The organism is Chryseobacterium sp. NRRL B-14798, from assembly GCF_050470705.1.
Taxonomy (GTDB): Bacteria; Bacteroidota; Bacteroidia; order Flavobacteriales; family Weeksellaceae; genus Chryseobacterium; species Chryseobacterium cupriresistens.
This window is the reverse complement of the sequence record NZ_JBFLUL010000005.1, coordinates 1,046,756-1,071,221: the sequence shown is the minus strand read 5'-3', so window position 1 is coordinate 1,071,221 and position 24,466 is coordinate 1,046,756. Positions and strand designations below refer to the sequence as shown.

The window sequence follows — 24,466 nt, the reverse complement described above, 5'->3', positions numbered from 1 at the left end:
CAGTTTTAGTTTTTATAATTGTATTTCATTTCCTTCAACACTTTGCCATTCACATCGATCACTTTCTGAAGCCTGTTTGCGGAATCATAAACATAGCTTTCTCTGATTCCGGATGGTGGCGTGATGCTTCTTACCCCAATTAAAGGATCATAGGTATAGGTGGTAATCTGATAGTTTGGCAGACTGTTTCTGAAGGTATTCAGTACAGACAAAAATGAAGTTTCATCATTATTAGCAGCAGCAGCGGCATCTGTATTGGAAGCATTAATAATGGAATCCATTAAAGACTGCTGGATATCTGATAATTTAGCTCCTTCTATTTTGGCAATAGGCTGAGTTTGGTTGTAACCCCAGATGATTACTGTTGAAAGACCATTTTTTGCGGTATATTGCTGCAAATTTCCTTTGGGATCGTATTGATTGTAAGTAACTTCTGTGGTTTGGGTATTTTGCAAATCGGTAGACACAACAGAGCTTGGAAGTAAAGTCAATGGGTTATCATACTTCGTTTCTGTTTTAGAGACAGTATTCAAGTTTTTCTTTACTTCTGTTTCTAAAGGGATACCAATCATATTGGCATTAATTAGCTTTTGATTTCCTTTTTCGTGAGCATAATTATACTCCGTAGCATTAATCACCCCGTCAGCCGTAGTGTATTTCTGTTTTTTTAATTGATGGTGGGAAGGATTATCATAAAAATACTCAATCTTAGTTTCAACAGGATTACCATTAAAATAATCCGTCGTTTTTTGGGATTTCAGATAAGTGAAACGGCTAATATTTTTATAGTATACCGCATCTAAATTTTCAAAATTATTCCAATTTCCGTCATTCAGAACAGGTTCAAATATTTTTCGTCTGGTAATTGCTCCCATATAAGATGTTCTTGAAGTATCTTCTGAGAAATTAAATTCAACCTTTTTAAGAATTACGTTGGCATTGTCTTTATAAACTGTCAGGATTTCTTTTCCATTGTCCCATCCAGAATTAGTCCATGGGGCCGATATAATTGAGCTCCCCTTAATTGGATCTCCCCAATAATCTGTATTTGAGCTAAAATAATGAATGGTTTTACCTTTTTCTTCTATTTTTTCTTCAACAGTGTCATAAAATATATTAGGATTAAATGAAAATAATCTCCCGATATTTGATGAAGTTATCGCTGTATAATTTAGAATAATAGGCGTAGTTGATGTCAAAGCTCCTCCTACACATACAGAACCGGCAGTTCTGTTTTCTTTAAATAAAGGCTCTCGCGTCTGATGAATAGAATATTCTCCATTATCATTTACATAGTTATATTTTCTTGTAATAGGAAGCCCATCAATAGGAGTCTCAACAGTTGATGAAACCCTGTATCCTCCTAACAATACATCCTGCAAAACATACTCATCATCTTTATCATAGTAAGTTGTTGAAGCATATGCATCTGCACAAGCAAACAATGCTGTTAAAACTATTTTAACAGGCTGATTTTTATTAACATTCACGAAAACTTTTTTATTTGTGTTCAATGATGCTTCAGTTGAGGTTCCAAGAGGAAAATAAGTATTATATAGTGGGCTGTACTCCAATAAAGTTAAAAGGTTACCTGTCTGATCAAATACTTCTAAACTGGCTTTTTGCTTACCTGTTTGTAAAGCAGGACTATTTTTACAAGTACCATATGAGTAGAGGTAACTTGATAATCCAATTTGAACAAGTCCTGTTTTTTGTGGAATTACAATGGTTTCTTTATTTGTCTCGTATGTACCTAAAGGATTAAATGTTGAAATTCCTATATTGGCCTTCGTAGCAGGAACCAAAACATTATCTTTCTTTTTGTGGTTCTCATAGTTTAATAAAGTATTTCCACCTGTTGGATAAGTTATGGTTTTTAGCAGTCCATATTGTCCAAGATTGGGCACAATACTCTGATCAGCCCCATTATATTGTGGGGCAGAAGTATTACTGCTATCAAAAATTTGGGGAATAAGAGTACTATTACTCTTACCATTATAATATCCCCACATATCTCTGGAAAAACTTAATCTTGAAGGAAAACTTTCTGGATTATTATAGGAAAATTTATATGAAGAATTGCTTTTGTTATTACGGATTTCACTCAGAAACAACCTTGAAACACTTGTATTAAGATAATTAAAAGTAACATCATCTATTACTTGATCGTTATGATATTTTTTAATCCCAGTCAGTTTTGAATAATCTCCATTTTGTACTGAATAGGTAAAAACAATTGAGTTATTGTTTGAGTCATATATTTTTTTGATCTGTTTTCCTGATACCTCCTGTTCTGATTCGGCAATAAGGCCGATATTATTTGGCGGTAATGCATAATCTACCATAGGGCAGGAGTTTCCACCATTTGGGCCTGATCCTATATCTCCATATTTCTGTTGTGGTCCTGTGGTGTAGGTCATAGTTTGAGATTGTGATAAAGTACTGGTATAGCTTACATCCTGGTACTCAAGAGTGAGTGTTTGGCCGTTTGCTGCGACTACAGAGGTAAGATACCATGACTGCGGATATTGTGAAGGAATCTGATGCCCGCCAACATTCAGGGTTCTGTTTAGCACATTTTCTACAGCATTAAAATTATATCGTACTCCATTATCCAGAATAATTGAAAATAAATTTCCATTATCATTTTTTTTAATTTGATAATCTTTCTGATCTAACATAGTGATATTACCAGCTTTATTGATCATAAATTTCATATTATAGCCACCAAAGTTGGCAGAATACAAATCAGGTTCAGAATCAAAATCATCATTCTCACAGAGTTTTAGGTATTCTGTTAATTGAGTAGAGAAATTTTCTATTAATGGAACCTCTCCACCAACAAAATTACTTTGTTCATCAGGCTTATCCCTTATGGTTCTGGTGATTACTCCACCTGAAATAAATGTCCAGCCTAATCCAACTGAGCCATTCATCTCATCCACATTAATACCGTTAGAAGCATAATTTAGAGAAATGGGAATATTGGTCCCATCAACTGAAAGTTCTGTAATGGGAATATTAATATTAGGAGCACCTGTAAACATTCCTATAGGAACATTTCCATACTGGCTAAATTTAAATGATTCAGGACTCGTCGGAGATATCTTAGGAATGTGCTTACCTGCATCATTAGTATTGGCAGTATAATCCTGTGGAGTATTACTCTGGCTATACATCAAAGCAGAAAGAATAATCCCTGCCAATGTTAAAGTTTTTTTCATTGTGTTTATTTTTTGATTAATTTGGCATTCGCCGTTTTATTGTTATCCGTTTTTACCGTCACCAGATAAGCTCCCTGCACCAAAGCCTGGGTATTGATCTTAGTGACTCTGTTCTTAGTTTTTATACTCTGAAGCTGTCTTCCACTCATATCATACAACAGAATATCTGCATCCTTAAAACTCTGTCCTGAGCCTGTCGAAGGATCAAAACCTATTTCTACGTAAGCATAATCTGAAACAGGATTCGGATAGATCTTGATATCATATTTTTCAATCAGCTGATCAACCTGCTTGTCTCCAAGTTTTACAATCTTCCAGTTTTCTTTACCCAGCTCTTCTGCACTGGTTCCGGCCAGAACAATAGAACCGTCTCTGTTCAGCTTTAAATCCGAAAGTCTTTCTTCCTTCTTTCTGGATTCTCCTTTGACGTGTTTTCTCCACTGTTCATTTCCATTTGGATCAAGATAGAGCATCCAAAAGGTTTCATCATCAGTTTCTATTCTTCCTTCTGCCTGAGTATAACCACCCAATAAAATTCCTTTCGAATATTTATCATCAGCTGAATGTAGAACACTCATTCCCATCAGGATATCTCTGTTTTTAAAATTGTAAGACTTCTGCCACTGTTCATCTCCTCTTTCATTCAAGGAAATCAACCAAAGATCCGTACCTTCTTCTAATCCTACCGTTTTGTTTCCTGACCTTTCTGATCTGGATTCTCCGCCAATGATAAAACCCGTCGAAGTTAAGGCCAGCGTCCTCAAATGATCATCGCCTTTTCCTCCGAAATTCTTTTCCCATTCTACTTTCCCATTTTTATCCAGCTTTACAATCCAGTAATCACCTTCGCCAAAGTTTTCTGTTTTCTTTGTCCCACTTATAGAACTTCTGGAATATATTCCAAGTAGCGCTCCTCCATCACGAGTAGGGATCATCTTCTCTACTTCATCAAGTCCACGTCCCCCCAATGTTTGCTCAGACAGAATCTTTCCGTCCTTATCTAACCTAATGATCAGGACATCTTTTGAGCCATGACCTTTAGATGAGTTTTGTACACTTCCAGCAACAAAGAATCCCTGATCTGTAGTCTGAATCACAGCTCTTGCTTCTTCATCTGATGAGCTTCCTAAAGTTTTCTGCCATAATTCATCACCAAATTCATTGATTCTAATTAACCAAATGTCTGAGCCACCTTTAGAATCTTCCTTTTTATCAAGTCCTTTTCCTGAATATGATGAACCTGTGATCAGAAAACCACCGTCCTGAGTAGTAACCGTTGAAGATAAATAGTCGTGATTGTTTCCAGAAAAATACTTTTCAAAAACCTGTTCTCCCTGCTGGTTTAATTTAATCAGGTGAAAGTCGTAACCGTTGTTCTGCTTGCTGTTCTGCCTAAGCTTATCGGTCTGAATACTGCTTCCCATGATCAGATACTGTCCGTCAATTGTTGTAGTAATCTGGCTTAAAAAATCCTGAGCTGAGGACTTTATATCTTTCTGCCAAAGTACCTCTTGGGCAAATATGTCCGTAATAGTGCATAAAGACAATGCACACATGTAGAGTTTTTTCATACTTGTGTTATTAATGTTAAGTAAATATTGATTGATGTATTGTGTATATAGAAATACACAAATTATCGAGGTGTAATTATTGTTTCATGGTCATGTTTTTTAATACTTACAAAATTAAAATTTTTAAAGTTTATCCCAAATAAAATTGATTAACTTTCTTTAATAAAGCAAAGATATACCTGCAAGGCGACAAAACTTGTCGTATTATATTTATAAAAACTTTAAAGTAATATATTGAATTTGTAAACAATACTCTCCAATGATATTTCCTGATAAGTTTTTTATATCTGATTACCATTACGAAAGTAAAATAGTTATTGATCAACTACAATTTTTTTGTTATGATTTTTTTATATCGGTTAAATATCTAATTTTTAACCACTTGTAAATTTAATTTATTCTCCATTGAATAAATACTCTATAATATTTTTCCATCTAAACATTGTGATTAACGTTTACATTAAAACTGATTATGAATAGTTTAATATTTTTACTATTGATAAACCAAAATCGGCTGCCCTTCCGGGCAGCCGATTCTATTATCTAAAAAATTACTTTTTATATATCAAACCTATCCAGATTCATCACCTTCGTCCACGCCGCCACAAAATCTTTTACAAATTTGCTTTGTGCATCGGCACTTCCATATACCTCAGCCACGGCTCTCAATTCAGAATTGGAGCCGAAAACAAGATCCGCACGCGTAGCGGTCCATTTTGGCTGGCCGGTTTTCCGATCAGTTCCGATATACAATTCTCTGTCATCTGACATTGCTTTCCACTGAGTTCCCATATCCAGAAGATTTACAAAGAAATCATTGGTAAGAACGCCCGGACGGCTGGTGAATACACCATGTTTTGAACCGTCAAAGTTCGTATCCAAAGCACGCATTCCTCCGACCAATACGGTTAGTTCCGGAGCGGTAAGGGTTAATAATTGTGCTTTATCAATCAGTAAAGATTCTGTAGACACCGTATATTTTCTTTTCAGATAATTTCGGAATCCATCAGCAGCAGGCTCAAGGTAACCCATAGATTCTACATCCGTCTGTTCCTGAGAAGCATCCATTCTTCCCGGGGCAAAAGGAACTTTTACGTCCTGACCCGCATTTCTGGCAGCCACTTCAACAGCAGCATTTCCTGCTAGTACAATTAAGTCTGCCAATGATATTTTTTTACCTCCGTTTTGAGAATCGTTGAATTCTTTCTGAATTCCTTCCAGAACATTTAATACTTTATTCAATTGAGAAGGATTGTTGACTTCCCAGTTCCTTTGAGGCTCCAGTCTGATTCTTGCTCCGTTGGCACCACCACGTTTATCACTTCCTCTGAAAGTAGAAGCGGAAGCCCAGGCTGTAGATATCAGTTCTGTATTGCTTAGTCCTGAATTTAAAACTTTTGATTTCAATGCCTCCACATCATTTTCATCGACCAGTTCGTGGTTGACTTCCGGAATAGGATCCTGCCAGATCAGTTCTTCCTGCGGTACATCCGGTCCCAGATAACGGGCGCGTGGTCCCATATCTCTGTGTGTTAATTTAAACCATGCTCTGGCAAACGCATCGGCAAACGCATCAGGATTTTCGTAGAAGTGTCTTGAAATTTTTTCGTATACAGGATCCATTCTTAACGAAAGGTCTGTGGTAAGCATGGTTGGTTTATGTTTTTTGTCAGCATCAAATGCATCAGGAATGATTTCAGCACCGTCTTTGGCTACCCATTGGTGAGCTCCTGCAGGGCTTTTTGTTAATTCCCACTCATTTTCAAAAAGATTTTTAAAGAAGTAATTACTCCATTGGGTAGGAGTTTCTGTCCAGGTTACTTCCAGTCCGCTGGAAATCGCGTCTCTTCCGCTACCAGACTTATACGTGCTTGCCCATCCTAATCCCTGCTGTTCAATTCCGGCTCCTTCAGGTTCTTTTCCTACATGATCTGCCGGACCTGCTCCATGGGTTTTACCGAAAGTATGTCCTCCGGCAATCAAAGCAACGGTTTCTTCATCGTTCATCGCCATACGTCCGAAAGTATCACGGATGTCTTTAGCAGCAGCAATAGGGTCAGGATTTCCGTCCGGACCTTCAGGGTTTACATAAATAAGCCCCATTTGTACAGCAGCCAACGGATTTTCAAGGTTTCTTGAATGAATATCTCCGTCTGCATTATCATCAGTAGGAAGAACCGCCGAATGTCCTTCTGCTACTCCCTCCGAACCGTGAGCATACCGTAAATCACCTCCAAGCCATGTCTTCTCAGATCCCCAATAGACATCGGAATCCGGTTCCCAGACATCTGCACGTCCTCCCGCAAACCCAAATGTTTTAAAGCCCATGGATTCAAGAGCGATATTCCCCGTAAGGATCAGAAGGTCTGCCCATGAGATGTTTCTTCCATATTTTTGTTTGATGGGCCACAATAATCTTCGTGCTTTATCAAGACTTACGTTATCAGGCCAGCTGTTCAACGGTGCGAAACGCTGTTGCCCAGCTCCTGCTCCACCTCTTCCGTCACCTACACGATACGTTCCGGCGCTGTGCCATGCCATACGGATAAACAGAGGGCCATAATGACCAAAGTCGGCCGGCCACCAATCCTGAGAATCTGTCATCAATGCATGAAGGTCTTTTTTTACAGCCTCCAGATCAAGGCTTTCAAATGCTTTGGCATAGTCAAAATCCTTATCCATAGGATCTGAAAGTGAAGAATGCTGGCGCAGAAGATCTACTCTAAGCTGATCAGGCCACCAGTCAGAATTCTGAGTTCCTCCTCCTGCTACATTCTTCTTCATTGTTCCGTTGTGAAACGGGCATTTACTGATGTCATTCAAATCTTTTTCCATTGTCGTTTATTTATTTTTTATGTTGATTAATACAGTTTCCAATTGTGTTCTAAGAACATCACAAACCTACAACGTTTGCTCAATAAATACAATCTATTAATTTTTATCTCAATGATAGTTAAAAACTATAAATAAATATTTTCAACGGCACAATATCTGGTCAGAATTGTGGTATTAAGTTAGTCATTTTTAAGATTAACTTAAATAAAAACAACAGTATACCTTCCAATTTAGAATTACTCAACGTAAGAATGTAAAGGGAGAAGGAAGTTGAAAGGAGGATGTTTGGCGTCACCATGAAAATAACATATTAATTGCTAAAAAATACACTATTACAACATTTTCTGGAAGCTGTTCCTTCTTCCAGCTTCTAACTTTCTTTCACTAAAAATAAATTAACTATCTTTATATTTATAAAACATGAACATCCGCTATGAAAAAAATAATTGTTGTCGTTCTCGTTGTATTTATCATCATACAATTTTTTCCTATCGATAAAACGAATCCGCCGCCAACTCCCGGTATGGATTTTCTGAAAATTAAAAATACTCCTGAAAAGATAGCGCATACAATCAGAACATCATGTTATGATTGTCATTCCAATGAAACAAAGTATCCATGGTACAGCAATATCTCCCCGATGTCATGGTGGGTAAAAAATCATATTGACGAGGGCAGGAATCATCTTAATTTTTCTACCTTTGCAGTGTATGAACCTAAAAGACAGCTTCATAAACTTGAGGAATGTATAGAAATGGTTGAAAAAAAAGAGATGCCGCTTGAATCCTATTATTTAGGCCATCAGAATGCTAAACTTTCTGATGAGCAGCGTGCAGATCTTATCCATTATTTCAAAAAAGTAAAAGAAGACACGGAAAGGGGAATCCTATTTAATAAATAACGTCATGGAAAATTGGGAAAATAAGCATATTGTATTTTTTGACGGAGATTGCGGAGTCTGCAATTTCTGGGTACAGTGGATTTTGGAACGGGACAATAAAGACCAGTTCATGTTTGCTTCTCTTCAATCTGATTTCGGACAGCAGTTTTTATCTGAAAGAGGGCTGGAAACCAATGTATTCAATACTATGTATCTGTGGAAACCCGGACGGTTTTATCTGATCAAGTCAAGGGCAGTACTGGAAATAGCTAACTTGTTGGGAGGCATATATAAACTTTCGTTTATCGGAAAAATCGTTCCGGCATTTTTAAGGGACAAGGCCTATGATCTTATTTCCAGAAACAGGATGAAACTGGCCAACCAGAAATGTTATTTACCGGACCTTCATCAGAAGAAAAAATTTATTCAGGTGTAATTAATGATTCTTACACCGTTTCATTTAACTTATAAAAAGATCATTCCGTAAGAATTTCCTACAATATTAATGCTTTGTATAGATATTCCTACGGAATGACAACTAAGACGTATAGTTTTGCTAGTTTAATGTTTAATGTTTAATGTTTAATAGAAATTAAACTGAAGAGCAGCCTCTTACCAGCTTAATCAATTATCAATTATCAATTATCAATTATCAATAATTACTCATTACCCATTGCTCATTACTCATAAATTCAGTGACCACACAGAATAAGAATTCGGCGGACACTGGATTTTCACCCATTTATCTCCCTGAGTTGTTGGGTACCAGCTTGAGTTCCCTGTAAAATCTTTGATCTGCTGGCTGCTCCAGTTGGTTTCTATCCATCTTTCCTGCCAGTTTGAAGACGTATTGATGTAAACTACAAGTCCCGGATTACCATTATAACCGTTACGTCTTGCAATATATTCATCATTATCGGTGTAGAGAATGGAAGTTGTTCCGGTGGCTTTGTTATTGTGAATCCAGATCAGATTGTTCAGTCGTTCCTTATTTAACCATTCTTCATAATCTCTGTAAAAAATGGTAGGATAACCTTCATGGGTTAAGATATAGGCATATGCCGGCATTTTATTGTAGATGATATCGGTATCATGATTGGCAACAAAGGTGACTGCTTTGTATGGATTTCTTTTCCACATCATATCATCATTCAAAGCATTTAAATTACCATTATCAAAGGCTTCATCCATTTTATAATAGGCCGCAAAATCAAATACGGAACTGTTGGCATTATTGGCCCACCATTCCAATGTGTTGACATTTGAATCCCATAATTCCCCGACAGAAAATCCACCTACGTTAGAATTCCAGGTGTTAACAACCCATGGTCCGAACCCCTTAACGTAATCAAACCTCCAGCCATCAAATTTCATCACATTTTTATAATATTTTGCTACGGAATCATCTCTTCCCCAAAGCCAGTCCTGCACATGAGGATTCGCGTGGCACAAATCCGGAAAGCCACCAAAAGCCCCTTCATCATTATTCCCGTAAGCATTTTTGTAAAAGTCATTATAGTTTCTCTGGAATTTTCCGGAAGCCACACCAGAAAAATTGGTCCAGGTATTAGTTCCTGTAAAAGGATTGGCTTCAGACTGCCCGCCACTGTTGTGATTGATTACAATGTCTGCATACACCTGCATGTTTTCAGCATGCGCTTTCGTAATCAATGCTTCCAGTTCGGCTCTGGATCCGAAACGGGTTTCTGTGCTTCCATTCTGATTAAAATTTCCAAAATCATAATAATCTGTAGGATCGTATCCCATAGAATATGCACCGTTCTGTGCTTTTGATGCCGGCGGCAGCCATACCGCACCAATTCCGGCATTGGACCACGCTGTTATTTTGTCTTTAACGGTATTCCACCAGTTACCACCTTCCGGAACATCCCAGTAAAAGCCCTGCATAAGAACTCCGCCACCCGGTCCGGCTACGAATTTACTTTGTGTGGAACCTGAACCGCTTCCTGTACTGAAAGGCCGGCCATCATGATGGGTCACATTCACTGTTTTGTTATGAACCTCTTCCTGCTTGGTAGGTTCTGTCATTAATTCATCACTTGTACGGCATGAGCTTATTAATGCTAAAGCCAGTAGTGAAAGGAAAAAGTTTGTTTTTTTCATCGCTGTAATTAATTATCAATCTATTAAACAAGATACAATTTTATTAAAAACAAAATCAAATAAACGGGAAATATTTTCATTTCACCTAATAAATCAAGATGAAAGGCATTCAATTTTTTTCATTAAAAAATCATAAATTTTTCAGATTCCCGAGACAATTTTTCTTTTAATGCATATATTTGCATACTATGGAATACAACACCCAAAAAACTCAGCTTCATATGCCGGAATATGGCAGAATTATACAACAGTTGGTTGAGCGCTGCAAAGAACTTCCTTCCAAAGACGAAAGGAATGAAATGGCTATGGCAATCATCGATTTTATGGGTCAGAGAAACCCGCAACTTCGCGACGAGGAAAATTATAAACATAAACTTTGGGACCATCTTTTTATTCTTGCCAATTATGATCTGGATGTAGATTCTCCTTATCCGTTCCCTACAATGGAACAGCTGGCGGAAAAACCTAAAAGAATGGAATACCCAAAACTTCAAGGTGACTTTAAGTTCTACGGAAAAAGTATTCTTCAATTGATAGAAAAAGCAATCGAACTGGAAACAGGTGATGAAAAAGAAGCCCTTATCGAGGTGATTGCCAACAATATGAAGAAGTCTTATAATGTCTATAATAAAGAACATGTGACGGATGATGTTATTTTCCGCCACCTGAAAGAACTGTCTGAAAACAGGCTGGATCTTACCGGAATAGATTCTCTTGAAAAGAGTAAAATCTATTACACCAGCAATAATAACAACAGGAACAATAATAACAACAACAGGAACAACAGCAACAATAAAAATAATAACCAGCCCAACAAAAGAAGGCATAATAACAATCATAAAAACAGAAAATAATGAGTGGAACATTTCAAATAAGAGGAGGAAAAAGACTGCAGGGTGAAATAACTCCACAAGGAGCCAAAAATGAGGCTCTACAAATTTTATGTGCTGTTCTTCTGACAGACGAAGAAGTAAGAATCAAAAATATTCCTGATATCCATGATGTGAACCGACTGATTGAAATTCTTGGGGATTTTGGAGTAAAAATTACCAAAAATGGACAGGGAGATTATACTTTCAAAGCAGATCAGGTTAATTTTGATTATATTAAATCTAACGAGTTTAAAAAAGACGGAGCCAAACTTCGCGGATCCATTATGCTGATGGGACCAATGCTTGCCCGTTATGGAGAGGCTTATATGCCTACTCCCGGAGGTGACAAAATCGGGAGAAGAAGATTGGATACTCACTTTCAGGGACTTGTTGAATTAGGTGCTGAATTCAATTATGATGAAGAGGAATATTTCTATTCTTTAAAAGCTAAGGAACTGAGAGGAAAATTCATCCTATTGGAAGAAGCTTCTGTAACCGGAACGGCCAATATTGTAATGGCAGCCGCATTGGCTAAAGGAAAAACAAGAATCTACAATGCTGCCTGCGAACCTTATCTTCAGCAATTATGTAAAATGCTGAACAGAATGGGAGCCAATATCTCAGGAATCGGATCCAACCTTCTTACTATTGAAGGGGTTGAATATCTGAGAGGTACTGAGCACACCATGCTTCCGGATATGGTAGAGATCGGCTCATGGATTGGTCTTGCAGCCATGACAAAATCTGAAATTACCATCAAAAATGTAAACTGGAACCAGCTTGGGGTAATTCCGAATACCTTCAGAAAACTGGGAATTCAGCTTGAACAAAGCGGTGATGATATCTATATTCCGGCACAGGAGCATTATAAAATCCAGAAATTTATTGACGGTTCTATCCTTACGATTTCGGATGCGCCATGGCCTGGATTTACGCCTGATTTATTATCTATTATTTTAGTAGTGGCTACTCAGGCCAAAGGAAGTATTCTGGTTCATCAGAAAATGTTTGAATCCAGATTATTCTTTGTGGATAAATTAATTGATATGGGTGCTCAGATCATTTTATGTGATCCGCACAGAGCTACGGTAATCGGATTGAACCAGGAAGCTCCGTTAAGAGGGACAACAATGGTTTCCCCGGATATCAGAGCCGGAAATGCCCTTCTTATTGCAGCACTTTCTGCGGAAGGAAAATCTATTATCCACAATATTGAGCAGATCGACAGAGGATATGAAAATATTGATGGAAGACTGAGAGCTATTGGTGCTGACATTGAAAGAATCTAAAATTATTTTATTGAGCTAATCCTTTAAATAATGGCTTCGACAGGCTCAGCCTGACAACGCTTAAAAATTTCGGTTGGTATTAGGGCTTTCACCCTGAGCTTGTCGAAGGGTTATCAATAAGAAAACCTTTGTTAATTATTAATCCCGAGTATTAATATTAACTAAAGGGATAAGCCAAGAATTTTATTTAAAAACGTTCAGAATATTCTGAGCGTTTTTTGTTTTACCACCCCGTCAAAAATTCTTTGAATTTTTGACACCCCTCCGGACGAGGGGAATTTTGTCCCGGTTAATGGTTGATCTTTTTAATCTACTTTTCATGTAAAATAAAAAGCGCCCGGTAAAACCGGACGCTTTGAGTAATTAAAACTATATGAATCTCACTTAAAAATATGTTCTGCAGGTATATTCTACCGTCGTATTGATAAGTTTATTTTTATTCAGATACACTTCAAGCTGCTGAAAATCTTCTGAATTGACATTAATATATAACTGTACTGAACCGAAACTGTACCCGTTCACATACTCTACGTTAGCAGATAACACTCTATGATAAATGCCAAATTGATTGTAGATCGTATTCATCAAATGTTCAAATTTCATTTTGCCATTCAACTCTATTTCCAATAACAATTCTTTTTTAGGCAGGTTAATTTTATTTTGTAAAACCTGCAGGCCGGGATTAGGTGTAATCATTGCTAAACATTTTTGGGTTAAACTCTGTCAGATCATATGACACTTTTGCTTTTAAATCTGTGACAAAAATATAAAAAAATATTAGTCTACCAAATTAGTAGACTAATATTTTTAAAAATTTAACATAAAAAAGAAGCCTGTTGAGCTTCTCGTACGTTTTAATAGTTCCCTATTCTTTCCAATTTATCAGAACCAGCCAATCCGTTTGGGTTACAACCTGGCTCTCCTTCAGGGACTTTGAGATTTTTCTTAGTATAAAATTCTTCCCAGAATGTATTCGTTTTTCCTGTTTTGGGATCAATAAACGTCATCGGCTCCAGTTTGAAAATATGTTCGTCCCGAAAAGCTCTTTCCACAAAATCTGAACAATAATAGGAATTTTCATCAAGGATATAATTGAAATTGTAAGGTTTTCCCAGCATGGAATTCGCTTTTTTAACCGCTTCAGGAATTGCTTTCCGAAATTCCGGTTTTAACCGGTAAACAATCACATCCTGACCTTCTTCTTTCTGATCTTTAATAAAGTCTTTTAAAGCTTGTCTCTGAGAACCGCCTTTTGGTGCAGCATGCAGAACAAACATTTTGAGGCCCTCTTTTTGCAGAATTCCTATATGATCAAATGAAGCTGTTTTTTGTTTTTGAGTTACATTATTAATCGCTCCGGAAAGCCCTGTTTCTTTTGCAGTTACAAAAAGCAGGTCTCCGTTTTTGAGATCTATAGTACTTACCGAAACATTATTATTACACTGTACCAATAATAACATCAGACCGTATAAAAGTCCAGCCACAGACCTCTTTTTTAATCTAAATTCAAACATTCGATTATATTTTCGGAACCAAAATTACAAAATAGAATTCATTACATTTGTGGGAATATTGATCTATTCTTCACCCCAACCCAAACACTTCAGGAATTTTATGCCCCATATTTTATTAATTGAAGACGACGACAGACTTTCAAAATTGATTACAAAGGGATTTCAGGAAGCAGAGTTTGAAGTCACTGCAGCTTATGATGGAAATACCGGTCTGAAGCTGGCTTTACAGACCCATTTTGATCTGGTAGTGACAGATATTGTATTACCCAAAAAAGATGGTCTTGAATTCTGTAATGAAATCAAAGCTTTAAAACCCAATCTTCCTGTTATGATGCTTACTGCACTGGGAACTACGGATGATAAGCTGGAAGGATTTGATGCCGGAGCTGATGATTATCTCACCAAACCTTTTGAAATGCGTGAACTGGTGGCAAGGATTAAAGTACTTCTGAAAAGATTTTCACAACAGCCCCACCAAAAGATTTCTGTTCTTACATATGAAGGTATTGAAATGAATCTGGAACAAAAAACCGTGAGCCGTGATCATACGCCTATAAAATTGACCCCGAAAGAATTTAATCTCTTAAAATTCATGATGGAAAATTCAGAAAGAGTGCTTTCCAGAAGTGAAATTGCGGAAAAAGTGTGGGAAACCCATTTTGATACGGGGACCAACTTTATTGATGTCTATATCAATTATCTCCGGAAAAAAATAGATAAAGATTTTGAAACCAAACTGATCCATACCAAAGCCGGTATGGGATTTATTCTGAAAAAAGACTACGAAACAGGCACTGTACAGTAAGCATTAAGATAAACTAAAAATATCCGGATGAAAATAAGAACCCGACTAACGCTGCTTTTCACCTTAATCACTGCAATGCTTTTAGGTATTTACAGCATTTCGATCTATTATTCATCCAAAGAAGCCAGAGAGCAATCTTTTTACAGCGAACTTCAAAATGAAGCGATTGCCAAGGCCGATTTATTTTTCCGAAGCTCACTCCCCGAGCAGGAAATGCACAAGCTTTATAAAAATAATACCAGAACGCTTAACGAAGTTCAGGTAGCGATTTATGACAGTAATAAGGAGCTGGTTTATCATGATGACGCCAAAGTAGATTATGTAAAGGAAACTCCGGAAATGCTTTCTCAGATATTTCAAAAAAAGAAAATTAATTTCTTTCTCAATGATCTGCAGGTCATCGGAATCGTGTATCAGTATGAAGGAAAAACGTATGCGGTAACTGCGGCAGCTTATGATCAGTACGGATATGATTATCTTACACATCTTCTTACCATCAGTATTATCTCGTTTTTCATTATTCTGATCTTGATCTATCTGGCCGGAATATTTCTTTCTAAAAAAGCATTGAGTCCGCTGACGGACATGGTTATTCAGATAAAAAAAATAACCGCCGGGAAATTACAATTACGCCTGAAAACAACCAAAGAAAAAGACGAACTTAATGAGCTTGCTGAAAACTTCAATGGAATGCTGGAACGGCTTGAAAATTCCTTTGATTCGCAAAAACATTTTGTATCCAATATTTCACACGAACTGAGAACGCCTTTATCAGCCATCATCACCGAGCTGGAACTGGCTTCTGTAAAAGATAAAACCAGGGAAGAATATCAGGAAACCATTCAATTCGCGCTGGATGATGCCCGGAATATGGTAAAACTGTCCAATAGCTTAATGGATCTCGCCAAAGCAAGCTATGATCCCAATGAGATCAGTTTTTCTGAGGTACGTCTTGACGAAGTTCTTTTGGAATCTTATACCAAAATCACCAAAGAAAATTCAGGATATAAAGTTTCTCTGAACATAGAAGATTCGATAGAAGAACACCAGCTAATCATTCAGGGAAATGAATATCTTCTTCAGGTGGCCTTCAACAATCTTATCGACAATGCCTGTAAATATTCTCCGGAACATACCTGCCAGATTGATGTAAGTATGGATTCAAAAATTCTTACAATCAGTTTTACCAATACCGGAAATAGTATTCATGAAAAAGATTTACAGCATATTTTCGAACCTTTTTACAGAAGCGAAAACTCCAAACTTGAAAAAGGTCATGGAATAGGATTATTTCTCACTGAGAAAATTATTCACCTTCACAATGCAAAAATCAAAGTTGTATCAGAACAGAATAAAACTACTTTTAAGGTAGAGTTTATCACCCAGTAATTGATCAGAAACTTCATTCAAATGTATTTGAATCTTAACTTTCCTTACAACCTTCATTTACTTAATGGTTAAAAAAATTTCATCAATCATGAGAAAGAGATTTTTTATTGAAAACGGTCGTTCCTATACTCGCTGTAATTACACAGGCAATAGAAATCCATTGCAAAAAAGATAATTCCTCAGCAAGAAAAACCAATCCTGAAAGTCCTGCAAATGCCGGTTCCAGACTCATCAGAATACTGAAAGTCTTTGCAGGAAGCTTTTTCAGAGCCATCATTTCCAGTGAAAAGGGCAAAGCACTCGAAAGAACAGCCACACCAAGTCCTTTTATAAAAATAGAAGGAGTAAGATTGAAAACTGCTCCATCCCAGATGGTAAAAGGAATAATGACAAGGCTGGCAAATATCATCCCGGTGGTAACCGCATCTTTTCCATCCATTATTTTGGAGACCTTTCCACCCATTACAATATACAGGGCCCAGAACATCCCTGCCAGAAAGGCCAATCCAAGTCCTAACAAATCGACATGATCATTTTTCCACGGAACAATTAACAGAATTCCCACACAGGCCAGTAATGCCCACACGACATCCAAGAGTTTACGGGACAATGCCAATGCGAGAAATAATGGCCCGGCAAATTCCACAGTAACAGCCAATCCCAGCGGAATCCTTTGAATCGCCATATAGAAAATAAGATTCATTGCAGCCAATCCAACTCCATAGATTGCACAGTATTTCCATTTCTGGCTGTTAAATTGTAAAAACTTAGGACGGTTAATCAAAGTAAGCAAAACAGCAGAAAGTACAATTCTTAAAGTAACCGTACCAATAGCTCCGATTACAGGAAAAAGCTGTTTTGCAATGGAGGCTCCTCCCTGCACACAGATAATCGCTAAAAGCGTAGCCGGTATTGCTAAGTTTGATTTTTTCATTTCTACAATATATAATTCAAAAGATAATGGAAAGAAGTCTCCGGGATTAAACAAGCGCTTATTTTATAGGATAAATTGTCAAATTCATCCTACAAAAAATCAGCCTCCAAATGTATTGAAATTTTATCGCTTATCATGGGTACAGTTTACACATATTAAAAGGATATAATAAACAACTGTTTCCTGCAGAATCATCAAAAAAACAGGAAGGAACTTTCTCTAATGATTTTCTAATCACATTCTAAAGCTTTTCTAACGGCAAAAAAGGGCAGTCAGTTTTACTTTTGCACAGTAAAAAATAAAGCAATATGGACTCAGATCCTTACAGTAATTATCAATCTTAAAAGCTTTAGTTGTACTCACTTTTCCCGTACAGCTGAAAAGCTTACAAAAACAGGAAAAGTTATGAATACATTCGAATTTACCCTTCGTCTCCTTACCGCATTTTGTTTGGGAGCCGGTATTGGCTTCGAAAGACAGTGGCGCAAAAAAAATGCAGGTCTCCGCACCAACACTCTGGTATGTATCGGTTCTGCGGCATTCGTACTGATTGCCATCAGAATTGGCGGCGATGCAGCCGGCCGAATCACTTCTTACATCGTCAGTGGAATAGGTTTCCTTGGCGGCGGTGTTATCATGAAAGACGGCCTCACCGTAAGAGGATTAAATACAGCAGCCACATTATGGTGTTCAGCAGCCATAGGCGCATTATGCGCTTTGGGATATCCTCTGGAAGCCTTTATCACAGTTCTCTTCATTGTATCTACCAATATATTCCTGAGGCCTACTCTATCCTCACAGAAAGAAGCCAGAAGCAAAAAATGGTTCAGTACCAGGAAAAATAATAAAGAAAAAGTAAAAATCAGCAACAGCACTCAATTGTATTAAGATCATGAAAAAAATAATCTTAAGTAGTATTATTCTCTTTGCAGTCTCTTGTAAAGACAATGCACCTCAGCAAAGCAGAGAACCGGAAATCATAACAAAAGGTAACCAGATCACCATTCCGGAAACCCATCCGGTTTTCAAAAAAATTAAAACACAGATGGTAACCAAACAGGAACACAGTGATGGTGTAATTTCAGCGGGAACAATCCAGGCAATTCCCAATCACTACGCGGAAATTGCCAGTCCTTTTTCCGGAAGAATTACAAAATCTTTTATTCAGCTTGGACAGAATGTTTCTGCCGGAAATCCACTTTTTGAAATCCTCTCATCAGATTATTTTTCAGTTCAGAAAGATTATACGGATGCTTTAAATGATGTACAGCTGTCAGAAAAAAATTACAGACGTCAGCAGGATCTCGTTAAACATGGAGTCGGAGTACAGAAAGAGCTGGACGAAGCGGAAACTGATTTTAAAAATAAAAAAACATCCCTTTCCAATGCCTCTTCTGCCTTGAAGGTTTATAACAGCAAAGGAGGAGGCATAGGAAGTCCGCTTGTTGTAAGGGCTCCCATTGGCGGAGAAATTATTTCCAACAAAATTGTCAACGGGCAATACCTGAAGGGAGATGCAGATCCTGTAGTAATCATTGCAGAATTATCAAAGGTCTGGATTTCCGGTGATGTAAAGGAAAAAGATATCCGTTTTGTCAACATTGGCGACCAGGTTTCTGTAAAGGTAAGTGCCTATCCCGACAGAAATATTACCGGAAAAGTATATCACATCAATGAAATGGTGGATGAAGATACCCGAAGTATCAAAGTTCTTATCGAATGTGATAATCCGGACAGAAAATTAAAACCGGGAATGTACGCCACCGTAAACTTCTCAACAACCCCTGAAAAGACGGTGATGATTCCTGTAACGGCCTTAATGCAGGAGGACAGTTCACAATATGTATGGATAAAAACAGGAAAAAGCCAATTTACCAGACGTTCTGTGACAACGGGAGAAACCGATGAAAAAACTGTAAGAATCATATCGGGATTAAAACCCGGAGAAACCATCATGACCGAAGGCGGAATTTATATGCCTGATACAAAATAATGTAAATGAAAAACTATGAAGAAATTATTGACAATCTCTATACAGAAGAGATGGCTGATGCTTGCCCTCTTCCTTTTACTGGGATTCTTCGGATACTATTCCTGGACCAGATTATCCATAGAAGCCTATCCTGATATTGCCGATGTCACTTCCCAGGTGGTAACGCAGGTTCCGGGCCTGGCCGCCGAAGAAGTAGAACAGCAAATTACCATTCCTTTGGAAAGATCTTTGAACGGACTTCCCGGAATGCATGTGATGCGAAGCAAAAGTACCTTTGGGCTTTCCATTATTACGATAGTATTTGATGATGGTATAGATGATTACTGGGCAAGGCAGCGTATTCAGGAAAGACTGACGGATGTGGAGCTTCCTTATGGGGCACAGCCCGGATTAGATCCCCTTACCTCTCCCATCGGCGAAGTGTATCGTTACATTATTGAAAGTAAAAGCCACAGTCTGCGGGAATTGACAGATTTACAGAAATTTGTCATTATTCCCCGAATCAAACAGGTTTCAGGAATTGCTGATGTCACCAATTTCGGAGGAATGACCACCCAGTTCCAGATTGAGCTGAATCCGCATAAGCTTGAACAGTACGGTTTATCCCTGTCAGAAGTTACCGAAACAATATCCAAAAACAATGTCAGTGCCGGAGGAAGTATGCTTCCCCGTGGAAACCTTGCGTATGTAATCCGCGGAATTGGTTTGGTAAAAGACCTGGATGATCTGGGAAAAATTGTAGTGAAAACCCAGAATGGGGTTCCTGTTTTCCTGAATGATGTTGGAACACTGAAATACGGAAACCTTGAAAGAAAAGGAGTCCTTAGCTACACAGACCGAAAACGGGATTATTCTGAAAGCGTGGAAGGAATTGTACTATTGCTAAGAGGACAAAATCCTTCCGAGGTACTGGAAGGTGTGCATGAAGCGATTGAAGAACTGAATAACGAAACACTTCCACCCGGAGTAAAGATCCACCCTTTTCTGGACAGAACAGATCTTGTAAAAACAACGCTTACCACAGTTTCTCATACCCTTACCGAAGGAATTGTACTGGTTATTATTGTACTGATTGTATTTCTGGGAAGCTGGCGGGGAGCATTACTGGTAGCGATTACCATTCCGCTTTCTTTATTATTCGCTTTTATACTAATGCATTTCACCAATATTCCGGCTAATCTTCTTTCACTGGGAGCGATTGATTTTGGAATCATTGTAGACGGAGCCATCGTCATGCTGGAAACCATTCTCAAGAAAAGAGAAGAAAATTCTGAAGACACACTGGAAGAAAAAACAATTATCCAACGAGTGATTGAAGTGGCAAAACCTATTTTCTTTTCCACGATCATCATCATTACCGCTTATCTACCTCTGTTCGCTTTTGAAAGAGTTGAAAAAAAATTATTCACCCCTATGGCTTTTACTGTTGGATATGCTCTGTTGGGAGCTCTTGCTGTAGCATTACTTCTGATCCCGGGATTAGCGTATGTGATCTATAGAAAACCACAAAAGATTTATCACAATAAATGGCTGGAGAAATTAAGTACAGCCTATGGAAAAAGCATTGAAAAAATAATGCAGACTCCTAAAAGAGTTCTCATTCCCATTATGATTGTTTTGGTATCTGCCGGAATTCTCTCCTGGCATGTGGGAAAAGATTTCTTACCTGAACTGGATGAAGGCTCTATATGGCTGCAGGTACAGCTTCCACCCGGAATTTCTTTAGCCCAATCAAAAGAAATGAGTGATACCTTACGTGCCCGCACGCTGAAACATCCTGAAATTACGTATATGATGGTTCAGGCAGGACGTAATGATGATGGTACCGACCCATGGACCGCTTCCCACTTTGAAGTATCAGTCGGAATAAAACCTTACAGCGAATGGCCTTCGGGAAAAACAAAAGCAGACCTCATCAAAGAACTTGCTGCAGATTATAAGGACATGCCGGGATTCACCGTCGGATTTTCACAACCTATGATTGATGGAGTTATGGACAAAATCTCCGGAGCGCACAGTGAGCTCGTGGTAAAAGTATATGGAGAAGATTTTAAGGAAACCAGGCGAATTGCAGAAAATGTATTGTCTACTTTACATACAATTCCGGGTTCGGCAGACCTTGCCATTGATCAGGAGCCACCGCTACCTCAACTGCAGATTATTGCCAACAGAGATAAAATTGCTCAGTACGGACTGAATGTAGCAGATGTGGCCGACCTTATTGAAGTGGCATTGGGAGGAAAAGCCATCTCCCAGATCTTTATCGGCAATAAAGTATATGATATTTCATGCCGTTACACAGAAGACAGCCGCGATACTCCGGATAAAATCGGAAATCTGATGCTGACTTCAGCTTCTGGAGCCAAAATCCCTTTATCACAGGTAGCAGAAGTGAAATTAAGTACCGGAGAAAGCACCATTACCCGAGAAATGAATAAACGACATCTTACGGTAAAACTGAATTTAAGGGGCACCGATCTTTCTTCTTTTCTGAAAAAAGCACAGGATACAATTGAAAAAGATATCCAATACGATCATGAGAAATACCAGATCAAATGGGGCGGACAGTTTGAAAATCAAAACAGGGCATATTCAAGGCTGGCATTTATTGTTCCGCTGGCATTAGCTATTATGTTTCTGCTGCTGTATGGTGCCTTTGGAGATTTCAGGCAGGCTTTGGTACTGATGTCTATCGTTCCGCTGGCTTTATTTGGGGGAATGCTGGCTCTCAATATCCGCGGAATGTCTCTGAATGTATCTTCTGCAGTAGGATTTATCGCTCTCTTTGGAGTGGCCATCCAGAATGGAGTGATCATGATCTCTCATATCAATGATTTGCGTAAAAAGGGATATGAACTGAAAGAGGCTGCCATCAAAGGGGCAAAAGACCGTTTCAGACCTGTACTGATGACCGCGACGGTTGCTGTCATCGGATTATTTCCGGCATCGCTGGCCACAGGCATCGGTTCTGATGTACAGCGCCCACTGGCAACAGTAATTGTTTACGGGCTGATGTTTTCTACCATTTTAACCTTATTCGTGCTTCCGGCTATTTATTTTATGGCTGAACGCCGAAACAAAAAACAAAATTTAGAATCAGATGAAAATTAGAGTTCGTTTTATCATATTATCTATCGTATTGCTCAGCATTACAGGGATGAAGGCACAGGAAAAAGAACTTTTACCCTTTGAAGAATACCTGAGTCTTGTAGGAAATAAAAATTTAGGCTATGCTTCTCAAAAATACAATGTAAGCATGTCCGAAGCAGCTATTCAGACCGCTAATATGTTTCCTGATCCTGAGCTGGAAATGGAAACCACCAATAACGGAGTAAGACAAAGTATGGGTTATGTGTATGGTACCTCACTTGGCTGGACACTTGAATTGGGTGGTAAAAGAAAGGCCAGGGTAAATCTGGCAAGAAATCAATCGGAGCTGAGCAAAATACAATTGCAGGATTTTTTCAGGAATCTTCGTGCAGATGCCAGTTTAGGATATATTGAGGCTTTAAAATCCAAGGCTTTGCTTGAAGTACAGCAGGATTCTTATCAAAACATGCAGCAATTGGCAAAATCCGACAGTATCCGCTACCAATTGGGAACGATAACATGGGTCACTTCCAAACAGAGTAAGCTGGAAGCAGCTTCTTTGCTCAATGAAGTATATCAGGCTGAAAGTGCAGAGCAGCAGGCTCTCACCGGTTTATCTGTATTTCTGGGAGATGGCAAAATTACAGGCAGAGATATTGCCGGAGATTTTAATGCTTTCAACCGAGATTTTAATATTGATGATCTGATTCTTCAGGCTTTAAATGAAAGAGCAGATTTATTGGCTGCGAAACAAAATACAGAAGTAACCAAAAGCCAGATCAGCCTTGAAAAAGCTAATCGCATCATAGATTTGGGCATTAGTGCCGGAGCAGAACGGCATACCGAAGCAACGAATGAAATTGCCCCTTCTCCCTCTGTAAATGCTGTCAAAATGGGTATTAGTATTCCTTTAAAATTTTCCAACAGAAGAAATGCCGGATTGAAAATAGCAGAAATGGCCCATTCGCAGGCAGAAGTTGAGTATAAACAGATCGAACAGGAAATAAAAGCTGAGGTAATGCAGGCTTATCAACAGTACACTGCCACTCAGAAACAGCTCAGACAATTTCATAACGGAATGCTTTCTGAGGCGAAAAGTATTCTTGAAGGAATCACTTACAGCTACAAAAGAGGAGAAAGCTCTATCCTTGAAGTATTGAATGCCCAGAGAACCTATAACAGCGTTCGAAAAGATTATTATGAGGCTCTTGCAGATAATGCAGCCGCTCTGATTGAGCTTGAAAGAAAAGCAGGAATCTGGGATATTCATTTTTAGCTGGAAGAGGGAAGCTGGAGGATGGAAGTTTCTGGATGTCGATGAATAAATACACATCATTTAATTAACTTTTTAATATTCAGATTGCTCATCAAGGAATAACAACTGATAGTTTTTAAACACAAATATAACTTCCTACTCCCGTCCTCCAGCTTCCAGCATAAAAAAGAGCCCTGAAATCAAATAGATTTCAGGGCTCTTTTTATTTCTTATACTGTGATTCATAAATTCCGATCCAGTCATCAGGCGTCATTTTCTGACTCAGCTCGGCAATCAGTTCAAAAGGAATATCTTCTGTTTTTTTGAAGCGGACACAGGATTTACCCATATCCAGCTTTTTCTTCGAATATTTGGGATATTCTCCTACGAACCAATCCAGAAGTTCCGGCATGGAATATAGTCCCATATGATACAAAGCTATAAAATTCTTCTGGGAAGCAAGGTTGATAAAAGGCAACGGTGTCCCGGGTGCACAATGATATCCGGCAGGATAGGTTGTCAAAGGAACTACCCAGCCTATCATCCCATAATTTGAAGCGTCTTCAAAACCTTTCGGAAGGTTGTCGTTCACCGTATCAAATAGTTTTTTAAAAGCTTCCTGTCTTTCTTCAGGAATTTTTGAGATATAATCTTCTATAGAAACCGACTGAATCTGCATGTGATAATTTTT

At 38.2% G+C, this 24,466-nt stretch carries 18 protein-coding genes; 10 read left to right on the top strand and 8 right to left on the bottom strand.

Annotation, left to right across the window (positions count from 1 at the left end):
* Positions 1–5: 5 nt before the first annotated feature.
* The 3 genes from AB1278_RS05150 to katG form a co-directional block, all read right to left on the bottom strand.
* Positions 6–3,224, bottom strand: coding sequence for a hypothetical protein (locus AB1278_RS05150; RefSeq protein ID WP_395974793.1), 3,219 nt, complete (start codon positions 3,222–3,224; stop codon positions 6–8).
* Between the two features lie 5 nt (positions 3,225–3,229).
* Positions 3,230–4,795 carry a T9SS type A sorting domain-containing protein gene (locus AB1278_RS05145; protein ID WP_395974795.1) on the bottom strand — a complete coding sequence of 522 codons (1,566 nt, stop codon included), beginning with the start codon at positions 4,793–4,795 and terminating at the stop codon, positions 3,230–3,232.
* Positions 4,796–5,353: 558 nt separating this feature from the next.
* Positions 5,354–7,630, bottom strand: coding sequence for a catalase/peroxidase HPI (gene katG / locus AB1278_RS05140; protein WP_395974797.1), 2,277 nt, complete (start codon positions 7,628–7,630; stop codon positions 5,354–5,356).
* 433 nt (positions 7,631–8,063) lie between these two features.
* On the opposite strand from katG, the gene AB1278_RS05135 reads away from it, so the two are divergent.
* Together AB1278_RS05135 and AB1278_RS05130 are read left to right on the top strand one after the other, a co-directional pair.
* The gene (locus tag AB1278_RS05135; protein ID WP_202841185.1) at positions 8,064–8,531 is read left to right on the top strand and encodes a heme-binding domain-containing protein; all 468 of its coding nucleotides are present in this window, start codon (positions 8,064–8,066) and stop codon (positions 8,529–8,531) included.
* A gap of 4 nt (positions 8,532–8,535) precedes the next feature.
* Entirely contained in the window at positions 8,536–8,946 is a 411-nt protein-coding gene (locus AB1278_RS05130; RefSeq protein ID WP_202841187.1) for a thiol-disulfide oxidoreductase DCC family protein, read from the top strand.
* A 248-nt stretch (positions 8,947–9,194) separates the two neighbouring features.
* On the opposite strand, the gene AB1278_RS05125 is transcribed toward AB1278_RS05130, so the two are convergent.
* Entirely contained in the window at positions 9,195–10,634 is a 1,440-nt protein-coding gene (locus AB1278_RS05125) for an alpha-amylase (RefSeq protein WP_202841189.1), read from the bottom strand.
* Positions 10,635–10,822: 188 nt separating this feature from the next.
* On the opposite strand from AB1278_RS05125, the gene AB1278_RS05120 reads away from it, so the two are divergent.
* Positions 10,823–11,488 carry a DUF4290 domain-containing protein gene (locus AB1278_RS05120; protein ID WP_202841191.1) on the top strand — a complete coding sequence of 222 codons (666 nt, stop codon included), beginning with the start codon at positions 10,823–10,825 and terminating at the stop codon, positions 11,486–11,488.
* Positions 11,488–12,795 (top strand): UDP-N-acetylglucosamine 1-carboxyvinyltransferase, encoded by a 1,308-nt coding sequence (gene murA / locus AB1278_RS05115; protein ID WP_110008022.1) that lies wholly within the window; start codon positions 11,488–11,490, stop codon positions 12,793–12,795. Before AB1278_RS05120 ends, murA begins: the two co-directional genes overlap by 1 nt.
* Before the next feature lie 384 nt (positions 12,796–13,179).
* Here the strand turns inward: murA and AB1278_RS05110 are convergent, their stop codons facing one another.
* Both AB1278_RS05110 and AB1278_RS05105 read right to left on the bottom strand, forming a co-directional pair.
* A complete protein-coding gene (locus AB1278_RS05110) occupies positions 13,180–13,491 on the bottom strand; it encodes an NIL domain-containing protein (protein ID WP_227942834.1) in 312 nt (103 codons plus the stop codon).
* Between the two features lie 158 nt (positions 13,492–13,649).
* Positions 13,650–14,279 carry a YiiX/YebB-like N1pC/P60 family cysteine hydrolase gene (locus AB1278_RS05105; protein WP_429812826.1) on the bottom strand — a complete coding sequence of 210 codons (630 nt, stop codon included), beginning with the start codon at positions 14,277–14,279 and terminating at the stop codon, positions 13,650–13,652.
* 130 nt (positions 14,280–14,409) lie between these two features.
* Here AB1278_RS05105 and AB1278_RS05100 point away from each other — a divergent pair, with 130 nt between their 5' ends.
* On the top strand, positions 14,410–15,114 hold the full coding sequence (locus AB1278_RS05100; RefSeq protein WP_429812823.1) for a response regulator transcription factor: 705 nt from the start codon (positions 14,410–14,412) through the stop codon (positions 15,112–15,114).
* Positions 15,115–15,141: 27 nt separating this feature from the next.
* Positions 15,142–16,503, top strand: coding sequence for an ATP-binding protein (locus AB1278_RS05095; protein WP_429812820.1), 1,362 nt, complete (start codon positions 15,142–15,144; stop codon positions 16,501–16,503).
* 82 nt (positions 16,504–16,585) lie between these two features.
* Here AB1278_RS05095 and AB1278_RS05090 read toward each other — a convergent pair whose 3' ends face one another.
* Positions 16,586–17,437, bottom strand: a complete 852-nt coding sequence (locus AB1278_RS05090) for an EamA family transporter (protein WP_429812817.1) — start codon at positions 17,435–17,437, stop codon at positions 16,586–16,588.
* Between the two features lie 405 nt (positions 17,438–17,842).
* Here AB1278_RS05090 and AB1278_RS05085 point away from each other — a divergent pair, with 405 nt between their 5' ends.
* Genes AB1278_RS05085 through AB1278_RS05070 form a run of 4 tightly spaced genes read left to right on the top strand, consistent with a single transcriptional unit; the run spans position 17,843 to position 23,796 of the window.
* On the top strand, positions 17,843–18,325 hold the full coding sequence (locus AB1278_RS05085) for an MgtC/SapB family protein (RefSeq protein ID WP_227942839.1): 483 nt from the start codon (positions 17,843–17,845) through the stop codon (positions 18,323–18,325).
* A gap of 4 nt (positions 18,326–18,329) precedes the next feature.
* Positions 18,330–19,430, top strand: coding sequence for an efflux RND transporter periplasmic adaptor subunit (locus tag AB1278_RS05080; protein WP_429812813.1), 1,101 nt, complete (start codon positions 18,330–18,332; stop codon positions 19,428–19,430).
* 15 nt (positions 19,431–19,445) lie between these two features.
* The gene (locus AB1278_RS05075; RefSeq protein WP_343641864.1) at positions 19,446–22,541 is read left to right on the top strand and encodes an efflux RND transporter permease subunit; all 3,096 of its coding nucleotides are present in this window, start codon (positions 19,446–19,448) and stop codon (positions 22,539–22,541) included.
* The gene (locus AB1278_RS05070) at positions 22,531–23,796 is read left to right on the top strand and encodes a TolC family protein (protein WP_343641866.1); all 1,266 of its coding nucleotides are present in this window, start codon (positions 22,531–22,533) and stop codon (positions 23,794–23,796) included. Before AB1278_RS05075 ends, AB1278_RS05070 begins: the two co-directional genes overlap by 11 nt.
* Positions 23,797–23,998: 202 nt before the next feature.
* On the opposite strand, the gene AB1278_RS05065 is transcribed toward AB1278_RS05070, so the two are convergent.
* Positions 23,999–24,454, bottom strand: a complete 456-nt coding sequence (locus tag AB1278_RS05065; RefSeq protein WP_343641868.1) for a DUF1801 domain-containing protein — start codon at positions 24,452–24,454, stop codon at positions 23,999–24,001.
* Between the last annotated feature and the right edge of the window lie 12 nt (positions 24,455–24,466).